The 3,915-nt window shown below is 45.3% G+C and carries 3 protein-coding genes, 1 pseudogene and 1 riboswitch; of the genes and pseudogenes, 2 read left to right on the top strand and 2 right to left on the bottom strand.

Translation table 11 applies throughout. From position 1 onward, the window contains the following. Together Q0241_RS14610 and Q0241_RS14615 are read right to left on the bottom strand one after the other, a co-directional pair. Positions 1 to 207 (bottom strand): annotated as a pseudogene (locus Q0241_RS14610) (5,6-dimethylbenzimidazole synthase); the annotation flags it as partial. 45 nt (positions 208 to 252) lie between these two features. Then, a riboswitch (cobalamin riboswitch) is annotated at positions 253 to 435 on the bottom strand. A 226-nt stretch (positions 436 to 661) separates the two neighbouring features. Then, positions 662 to 1,594 (bottom strand): LysR substrate-binding domain-containing protein, encoded by a 933-nt coding sequence (locus Q0241_RS14615; protein ID WP_299378774.1) that lies wholly within the window; start codon positions 1,592 to 1,594, stop codon positions 662 to 664. Between the two features lie 162 nt (positions 1,595 to 1,756). Between Q0241_RS14615 and Q0241_RS14620 the strand changes: the two genes are divergently transcribed. Then, a complete protein-coding gene (locus Q0241_RS14620) occupies positions 1,757 to 3,205 on the top strand; it encodes an aldehyde dehydrogenase family protein (RefSeq protein ID WP_299378776.1) in 1,449 nt (482 codons plus the stop codon). A gap of 27 nt (positions 3,206 to 3,232) precedes the next feature. Continuing rightward, on the top strand, positions 3,233 to 3,915 hold a 683-nt coding region (locus Q0241_RS14625), incomplete at its 3' end, for a membrane dipeptidase (RefSeq protein ID WP_299378778.1).

The raw sequence follows: 3,915 nt of genomic DNA on the forward strand, positions 1-3,915 counted from the left end.
TAAAATCCGGCTCAGGACATCCTCGGGAATGGGCTTTGAGGTAAACTGTCCACGCACATCACGGCGGGAAAAGATGGTTTGGTAGAGTGCTTCACGTTCTGCTTTGCTAAAGCTGTGATCGGTATGGTTGGAATAGATAATATTGGGATCATTAACAGTATTGGTCTGAGTTATTGCATTGAGTACTTTTGGGTCACGCGTTTCCATGTCAGTCCCCTTGATGGAAAGTCAAAAGCCGTGTTTGTCCACACACGATTAAAAAACTCTCCAGGCCGGTCTTCTGACTTAGGTTCTCATCAATCCTGCCCCTTCCCGGATAAAAACACCAGTGGATAACTTGCAGGATAAATCCCCCTTACAGCGTTGGGCACGTGACGGAATTCCACCGTCTTCCCGATTGTCCCCGTCCGGTTCGCCAGTGACACAGCGATCTTTTTAGGGCTCCTGAAGATATGATTGATACCGGATTGTCGGTCCCAGCCAGCTTATTGGTATCTCAGATAAATCGAGCCCGTCCTTGAGTTTGATCAAGAGAGCATTTGTTCCAAAGAGTAAATTCTTTAAGCCCTTTAATAGACTTCTTTAAGCATAGGTTTCGTTTCTAATTTTTTAGGGGCTGTACCAGATAACTAGCCATTTTTTTAATGATATATTATCCCTCTTATGTAGGTCGTTCTAGTTTTGTAAAGTTACCCCCCATGTTGTGTTCGATATCAGCGATCCGGGTGTGTATCTTTTCTATCAGAGAAAGAGCGGTAGGCGATAAAAGGGTGCCATTACGTTGAAAAAGGCCAACTGTTCGCCGTAGTTTTTTATCGGTGAAAGGAATAAAATTCAGGGAAGTGTCTGTATCAGGAACCAGTAGTCTGGGCAATACGGTCACCCCTGCGCCAGCTTTCACCAAGGCGAGAACGGATGTTACGTTATGTACTGTAATGCGACTGTTCTCTTGATTTTCCAGTATTTCGGGCAGCGTAATTGTTTGCGTTATACTGTTCAGGAGTAGCTTTTTATTTTTTAAAAATGATCTCATTTTGGGGGAATTGATACTTTTGTTCGGGGCTGGCCCGTTATCATCAGCACTAGTTACAAGGCCAAGGCTGTCTTCGAATAATGGTGTGAACTCGATACCGGGGAGATTTTTGGCTAAACTTGCGATACCGAATTGAACGCGTCCACTATGAACAGCGTTGATAACACTGCGTGAATCAGCATCCCTTATTTCTATTTCTACTTTAGGCCACTGTGCATGGAACGCTTTTATCACCTGTGGTAAAATATGCTCTGCAACGGATGGAACACAAGCGAGTGAGATATACCCGATTTCATTTTTTGCATAGGCTTTGATCGCGGAAAAAACTTCATCACATTGATCAGTTAAATTACGGGCCTGTTCCAATGCAAAAATACCGGTTGGCGTTAAGCTACCTTTACGCTCACCAGAAAAAAGTTGTGTATCAAACTCTATTTCAAGTTGTTTAAGGGCCATGGAGACAGCTGATGGCGTCCTGCCCAACTGTTTTGCTGCCTCCATCAAAGAACCGTTTTCTGCAACAGAAACAAAGGTTTTGAGCATGGCAAGAGTGATCGCCATTGTGATTTTCCTCTATTCAATAAAATTGAAGTTTTCCTAAATTATTTGAATTTGACGAAAGTTGCAAATTTTGCGGAAATGTTCCCAGAATTTTTAACAAGGCCTCTTTCGATTGTATTGATCTGAAAAGCCCGCTGTGTTGATTGAAATGAGAAGGTAATCATGTCCAATTTTTCCAATTATATCGCTGGTGAATGGGTTGCCGCTGATGACTACATCAAAAACATAAACCCATCTGATCTATCGGACGTTATCGGTGAGTATGCGCAAGCAAGTAGTGTGCAGCTGGATACTGCACTGGATGCAGCCAGACAGGCACAAAAGGTTTGGGCCTCAACTGGGTTGGAAAAACGCTATAACGTGTTGATGTCAATCGGTGAAGAAATGAAGGCCCGTGCCGCCGAACTTGGTGAACTGCTTTCTCGTGAAGAAGGTAAACCACTTGCAGAAGGTAAGGGAGAGATTTTCCGCGCAGGACAATTCTTTACATACTACGCGGCTGAAGTGCTTCGTCAAATGGGTGATACTGCTGATTCTGTGCGTGACGGTATTGAAATTGATGTGCGTCGTGAACCCGTTGGTGTCGTGGCGATCATTTCCCCTTGGAACTTCCCAACCGCGACAGCAACATGGAAAATTGCCCCGGCATTGGCATATGGTAACGCCGTTGTTTGGAAACCTGCGAACCTGACCCCGGCAAGCGCCTGGGCATTGGCAGAGATCTTTTCTCGTCATGATCTGCCAAAAGGACTTTTCAATTTGGTAATGGGGGGCGGTTCTTCCGTTGGTCAGCGCCTTGTGGAAAGTGCTGGTGTAGATGCTATTTCATTCACAGGTTCTGTTGATGTTGGCCGTGGTATTGCAGCGTCTGCGATGGCTAACATGACGAAAGTCCAGATGGAGATGGGGTCCAAGAACCCATTAGTGGTTATGGATGATGCTGATCTTGATCTGGCGGTTTCTTGTGCTGTTGGCGGTGCCTTTGGCGGTACATGTCAAAAGTGTACAGCTTCGTCTCGTTTGATCGTTCATGAAAAAATCCACGATGCATTTGTCGAAAAAGCAAGCGCGGCGACAAAAGCAATGAAAGTCGGACATGCTTTGACCGATGGTGTTCAGCTTGGCCCGGTTGTCAGCGAAACACAGCTTAATTCCAATCTTGCCTACATGAAGTTGGCAAAAGAAGAAGGGTGTGAGTTGGTCTGTGGTGGTGATCGTCTGGATATGGCAACCGAAGGATATTTCATGTCTCCGGCTTTGTTCATTAACGGCGACAATTCCATGAAAATCAACCGGGAAGAAATGTTTGCCCCGATTGCCTGTGTTATTAAAGTTGGATCTTATGATGAAGCTCTAAGTGTTTCTAATGACACTGGGTTTGGTTTGACATCTGGTATCATGACCAATTCTCTTGCACGCGCTAATCACTATCGCCGTAACAGCCGTACTGGCTGTGTCATGATTAACCTGCCAACTGCGGGTACTGACTATCACGTACCTTTCGGTGGCCGTGGTGATTCAAGTTACGGTCCTCGCGAGCAAGGTTCTTATGCAGCCGAGTTCTATACTCAAGTCAAGACGTCCTACATAAGTTCAGGTTCTCCTGAGTAGTCGTAGATTAGCGTAAGAGGTAGAGGCATGAGCGACAAAAATTCATATGTGATTGACTGTCTTCAGTACTGTAATTGGTCAGAAAAGACTTTTGCCCAAATGCGCGAAGGTGGTGTTGATGCCGTTCATGCCACGATCTGTTATCACGAGATGTTTAGGGAAACTGTACTCAATGTTGAACAGTGGAACCGTTTTTTCGAGCAACATGATAGTTTGATTATTCATGGTCGCACGGCGGATGATATTCGCCGTGCCCATGAAAGTGATCGCACAGCAATTTTCTTTGGGTTTCAGAACTGTTCCCCGATTGAAGATGATATTGGACTTGTTGAAATTTGCCATACACTTGGCGCCCGTTTCATGCAGTTGTCCTATAATAACCAATCCTTGTTGGCGACAGGATGTTACGAAGCCGAAGATCCGGGGATTACCCGGATGGGCAAGCAGGTGATCAAGGAAATGAACCGTGTTGGCCTTGTGGTTGATATGTCTCATTCTGCGGAACGTTCAACACTTGAAGCTATTGAGATTTCAGAACGTCCGATCGCAATCACCCATGCAAATCCACGTGAGTGGTCGCCGGCTTTGCGTAACAAGAAAGATGATGTGATCAGGGCGGTGATCGAAAACGGCGGAATGTTCGGATTTTCTATTTATCCTCACCACCTGAAAGACAAAACCGACTGCAGCCTGCATAACTTTTGTGAAAT

Source organism: uncultured Kiloniella sp., assembly GCF_937128705.1.
Lineage (GTDB): Bacteria > Pseudomonadota > Alphaproteobacteria > Kiloniellales > Kiloniellaceae > Kiloniella.